This window comes from Arthrobacter sp. H20, assembly GCF_000520515.1.
Lineage (GTDB): Bacteria > Actinomycetota > Actinomycetes > Actinomycetales > Micrococcaceae > Arthrobacter_D.
In genome coordinates this window covers 1-5525 of the sequence record NZ_AZRY01000226.1, presented here as the reverse complement: position 1 = coordinate 5525, position 5525 = coordinate 1, and the positions used below count along the sequence as shown (strand labels likewise).

The 5525-nt window shown below is 63.3% G+C and carries 1 protein-coding gene, 1 rRNA gene and 4 pseudogenes; 2 read left to right on the top strand and 4 right to left on the bottom strand.

Annotation, left to right across the window (positions count from 1 at the left end; genetic code table 11):
• A pseudogene (locus Y703_RS22560) lies at positions 1-225 on the bottom strand (IS5/IS1182 family transposase); the annotation flags it as partial.
• 585 nt (positions 226-810) lie between these two features.
• Between Y703_RS22560 and Y703_RS22860 the strand changes: the two are divergent.
• Positions 811-933: pseudogene (locus Y703_RS22860) on the top strand (helix-turn-helix domain-containing protein); the annotation flags it as partial.
• A gap of 394 nt (positions 934-1327) precedes the next feature.
• Positions 1328-1511: pseudogene (locus Y703_RS22855) on the top strand (IS30 family transposase); the annotation flags it as partial.
• Positions 1512-2302: 791 nt separating this feature from the next.
• Here Y703_RS22855 and istB read toward each other — a convergent pair.
• From istB to rrf, 3 genes and pseudogenes are all read right to left on the bottom strand, one after another.
• Positions 2303-3082: an IS21-like element helper ATPase IstB gene (gene istB / locus Y703_RS0102115; RefSeq protein ID WP_026551402.1), complete on the bottom strand. Its 780-nt coding sequence runs from the start codon at positions 3080-3082 to the stop codon at positions 2303-2305.
• Positions 3079-4650, bottom strand: a pseudogene (gene istA / locus Y703_RS23295) (IS21 family transposase). The gene istB and the pseudogene istA overlap by 4 nt, the downstream one beginning before the upstream one ends.
• 614 nt (positions 4651-5264) lie before the next feature.
• Positions 5265-5381: ribosomal RNA gene (gene rrf, locus Y703_RS0102105) — 5S ribosomal RNA — on the bottom strand.
• Positions 5382-5525: the final 144 nt, after the last annotated feature.

The window sequence follows — 5525 nt, the reverse complement described above, 5'->3', positions numbered from 1 at the left end:
TCCCAACGCCCGGTCCGGCCTGGTCCGAGCCCTGCCTTTGCCTATCCGCGGGACGTGCAACGCATCGAGCAAGAGCGGAAACATTGGTGAGTCCCCGCCCTGGCCCGGTCCGATGAGCATCACCAACGGCCGCATTTTCCCGTCGCAGAGATGATGGATTTTCGTCGTCAACCCGCCACGGGAGCGGCCGATCGCGTGGTCAGGAGGCTCCTCGCGCAGTTTCATGTAATTCGACAGGTCCCCCTGTGGTGCGCGGAAGGTTGGTTGCGTGTTGGTGAGCCCGGTTCACTGTCGAGTCCACGGAAACCTCCCAATCGATCATCCCTACCGCGTCAGCTTCTGCCAGTAACTGGGTGTGGATCCTGTCCCAGGTGCCATCGCTGCTGAACCGGCGGTGGCGTTTCCACACCGTCTTCCACGACCCGAAACACTCCGGCAGATCCCGCCACGGGATTACTGCCCGGAACCGATAAACGATGCCCTCAACGACCAGCCTGTGATTGTTGAAGGGGCGGCCCGGGCTTCCGTCCGAGCTTGGCATCAACGGCTCAATCCGAGCCCACTGAGCATCCGACAAAACAGCAGTACGTGACATACCACCAGCATCCCAAAGACCTCACCGAACAATAAGGAGACACGCCCTAGGCCCGTGGTGAATCAGGGAATGGGTAATTCTGAAGCCTGCCGGATCATCGGGATCAGCCGGAGCTTAGGAACGCGGCGGCGGTGCGGTCCTACCTCCGTCTCGAAGGCAGAGGTCGTCACGAATTACCCGCCGATCTCACGGTCAAAACCTCGGTCATCTCCGCGCGCTTTCTCTCGGAAACGGAACGAATCACCATCGCGGACCTGCTCCACGCTGGACGAAGCGTCCGAGCCATTGCCAGGGAGCTTGGGCGCAGTACCTCGCCCGTGAGTCGAGAGTTTCAGCGGACCACCCATCATCCCCCGGCACCTACCGGCTCCGGGCAGCCCAGCGCAGTGCCGAACGCAGAAAAAATCGTCCACGGGTCGGGAACACTGTCGCCAGCGCGAAGCTGACGGAGTTCGTGATGACTGGACGAACTGGACGCTGGCCCCACAGAAGGAAAGAACACCGCACCAAACGCTTCCCCCGACATAGTGATGATCCGCGACCGGTCAGCCGAGGCCACCAGCCGGCTAGTGCCTGGCCACTGGGAGGGGACCTCAGTATCGGGAAGGGCAGCCGATCGGCTATCGGAACACTCGTGGAACGCACCACACGATTCACGATCCTCGTGCATCTAGCGGGCAACAGAGGAGCAGAGAACTTCCGTGCTCAGCTAGTCGAGTCAATAACCGTGGGGTCCCGGAGCATGTACGTAAGTCGCTGACCTGGGATCAAGGTACCAACGGGGCCTGCCACCAGAACTTCACCCGCCGGACCTTCATCCCGGTCTACTTTTGCGAACCCGCGAGCCCCTGGCAACGGGGCTCCAACGAGAACCAACGGTTTACTCCGTCAGTACTTTCGCAAATGGGCAGACCTAGGGACCCGCATCCTCGAGGACCTCGCCCGAGTCGCCGATGAACTCAACCGCCGACATCTGCCCGATTCAAAACTGAGCCACGTTGAACAGTCCCTGACAGTCAAGCCGCCGACCGGACCGAGGACGACCTTGCGGAGTAGTCCGCCAGTCCCGGCACGATCGATGGTGTGGCCATTAAGACCTTCGATGACTCTGACAGGCTCCGCGCTGTCTGCCTATCCCGTGTCAATACAGCGCTTCCGGAAGTTCACCAGTTCTGCTGACGAAACTTTGAGGACGCGGCCAGCTAACCGCACGCTGCAGGTGTCCGCGCACGAGGCTTTCCGGGAAATGCTGCAGACGATGGCCGGGATCCGTTGATCCAGTGACCGGCAGGGCCATTCGTAGTTGTAACCCCAACGGAACGCGTCACAGATCCTTTGCAGAGTCTCAATGTCCGCAGCAGGCCCGAGGCCTGCTGCGGTACTCCGTAACCGTGAGATGGTTGCGCTCGAGCTTGCCGCAGGGTCTGTAGGTGTCGGCGCCATCAGTGCATCGGCCTGCTGCCAGGGCTGGCCGTTCTTACTGGACTGGGATTGGTTTCCGCCCTTTGAGGGGACTGAGCTGCGACCCGTTGTCACTGATCGGTTGTCGAAGCGACCCATGCTCAAGGACAACTGTCAATGGCCAATAGTTTGTGCCCACGGGCGGTCAGCAGAAATGCCCGCTGGTGGCCATGAAAACTGCCCAGCCATGGCCAGCAGATCTGCCCACCGGGTGTTCGGCGGCGTTGGCCATGTTGGGATGTGGGTTTAGTTCATTGGTGTGACTCCTTTCCCGGCTAGGGCCTGGCTGAGGCGGATCGATTCCCCTGAGGTTTGGCAGACGTGGGCGTGGTGTAGCAGCCGGTCCACGGTTGCCGTGGCGAGGGTTTTAGGCATGAGCTCGTCAAAACCGGCAGGATGCAAATTTGAGGACACCGCGATGGACCGTTTCTCGTAAGCGGCGTCGACGAGACGGTAGAGCCCCTCCGCCGCGTCGGTACCGACCGGCAACAACCCGATGTCATCGACCACCACCAAATCTGCGCGCAGGATCCGGGCGACGACTTTCGTGACGGAGTCATCGGAGCGGTGCGCCCGCATCAGGACGCCGAGGTCCTCAAGCCGGAACCACGCGACCCGCATGCCGGCCTCGACGACCTGCTGTCCGAGGGCTTCGAGGAAGAACGTTTTCCCGGTGCCGGAGGGGCCGCAGATCACCACGTTTTCCTTCCGTCCGATCCATTCCAGCGTCCGTAGTGCTTGCTGCGTCGGGGCCGGGATCGAAGACGCTGCCGGGTCCCAGGTGTCGAAGGTCTTCCCGGTAGGGAAGCCCGCTGCTTTGCGGCGGGTGGCGAGCATGGACCGGGAGCGGCCGGCGACTTCCTCGGTGAACAGGGCTTTGATGACTTCGGCTGGTTCCCAGCGTTGGGCGCGGGCAGTCGCGATCAGTTCCGGCGCCAACGCCCGCGCGTGGGGCATCTTCAGCTGCCGCATCAGCGCCTCGAGCTCCGGGGCTAATACCGGTGCCGTGGCGTGGACCGGGCTCACGCGCTTTCCTCCAGCCCAGTCACGGAATCCCCAATGACGGGCCCCCGGGTTTCGGAAGACCCGGTTCCGGGTGGGCGGCCGATGGCCGCCCACCCGGCGGTGCCTTGGGTGAGGGACCGGGTTTCGGTGGCGGCGTGGGTGGCGGTGCGGGTGTTCGCGGCGGTCAGGATCGAGGCCAGGTCTTTATTCGCGAAGCGGCCATGGATCGCTGCGACCCCCAACGCCTGATCAACGTCGGCCTGGCCGGCGATCTTGGCCAGTGCGACGGCTTCAGCCATTTTCACGTTCATCCGTGCGGTGCCCGCCGCGGCGGCCTCGAGCAGCCAGGCCCGCGCACCGGCACCGATGGCCAGGAATTCCGTTTCCGCAGCCGTCCTGGCTTTGACCGTGTAATCACCCGGGATTCGGGGCCGGTGATCGGGGAAGTGGTCGTCGTTGATCGCCGGACTGCCAGGCCGGGCGCGCCGGTGCCGGGCAACTTCCACCGGGCCTTTGGCGCTGTGGTGGACGATGATGACTTGTTCATCGCCTCCAGCGCCGTGGGACCGGACGAACACCCGTCCGCCAAGCAAGGACGCCGGAACGGAGTACTGGCCGTTCTCGAAGGTGACCATCGGCGTGTTCTCCGGCACGGCCCGGGAGAGCCCGAACGCGACCGTGTGCGCGGTGTCCGGGACCCGGTGCAACCGCGGCGCCTCCTCGGCGAGCATCACGGCGGGTTTGCGGCGGGTGGCCCGGTGCTCACGATGGTTGACCTCGTCCATGAACACCTGGCACGCCGCTTCGATCTCCGCGAAGGAGGCGTATTCTGGGCGCAGATTCGTGTCTTTGGGGACGATGTCGGCTTTAGCGACCCTCACCGATGCCTCCACGCCGCCCTTGGTGGCAGGATCCGCCGGCTGACAGGTCAGCGCTGCCACCGCGTAGTGGCGGGCGAAGTCCACGGTCTGCTGGTTACGCACCGGCACCCCGGCAACATGGGACACCGTCACGTCTTCTCGTTATCGGTCAGCACATAGGTCGGAGCGCCACCCAGGACCCGGAAGGTGCGGTCCAGCGCGGCGAAACACGCTCGGCGCCGTCCGGTCCCGCAAAGCGATGACAATTCGGAAGCGTGACCAGGCCAGCCAGGCCACGAACAATACGGTCTTCTTCCCGCCGATCACGGGGCCGTCGCCGGAATCGTATTGCAGCCACATACCCGGTTCCGTGATCCATGGGCGGTGCACCCGGACATGGCCGAGCCGCCACGCGGCGCGGACCTGCGCGACGGAGCGGCGGGTTGACCGTTCCGAACCCTCATAACCCAACGCGACCAGTTTCTCGTGGGCTTTGTCGGCGCGGATCCGGCCCTTCGAGGCTTCGACCCATTCCTCGATCTTGGGCAGGAACGGATCGGTGACCCGGCCCCGATAGACCGGCTCGGCCATCGGCTTACCCGCGTCTCGGGCAGCGACGTGCCGGGCCACCGTGTGATGCGAGCACCCCGTGAGTTCCGCGGCGGCGCGCAACGATCCGGTCAGATCATAAGCAGCAAGTATTTCCATGATTTCTCCGTCAAACTTCAATTGGGCCTCTTCCCGGGCGACTTTCGTGGCGACTTAGACACCGTCATCAAACCCCGGGAAGAGGCTCCCACCACATAAGCAGCAGGATTCAGTAAGGAAGTGGGCAGATCTCATGGCCACCAACGGGCACTTATCATGGCCGTCAGTGGGCAGTTCCGTGGCCGCCTATGGGCAGTTCTTCATGGCCGCTAACAGGCCCCCCGCCGGCATTCCGCGAACTGGGCGTTGAAGGCCCTTGGCTTGTACTCCGGAAAACAGTCGGCCTGGGTCGGATTCCCTGTCCGAAATCGGTGGGCGAGGATCGGCTCCAAGACCCGCCCGTCAACTGACGGCTTCGAAGAGCGCGCGGGTGGGAAAGGGTCATAAAAGATCGTTCAGGAGAACTGTCGAGGACTCCACAGATCACGACAAGGAAAGGGGCCTAAACCCGGGCTGCCTGCTGATCAAAGGACGCGCCTGTCCGAACACCGCCTCGAAGTCCTGTTCGGCCCTGGACGTAGGGCATAACCTGATGCGCGACGATCGGTCCCGGTCTATCCGGTGTGCTGGTGTGTGTGGGTGGGGGGTTTAACGGTGAAAGGCCCCACCGTGGGTGGGGCCTTTCGTTAATGGTTGTCCGGCGGTGTCCTACTCTCCCACACTCTCTCGGGTGCAGTACCATCGGCGCTGTGGGTCTTAGCTTCCGGGTTCGGAATGGGACCGGGCGTTTCCCCCACGCTGTGACCGCCGTAACCCTGTGTCCCTGGTCCCCGGGGGTGTTCGTGAGAACACTCCCCGGGGGTGGGAAATTTGTGGTTACAACTTGTGTATGTAGTTGTGTGTTCCAGTGTTGTGCTGGATGGTTCCTGTTGTTGGTTGGGAACCGCATAGTGGAC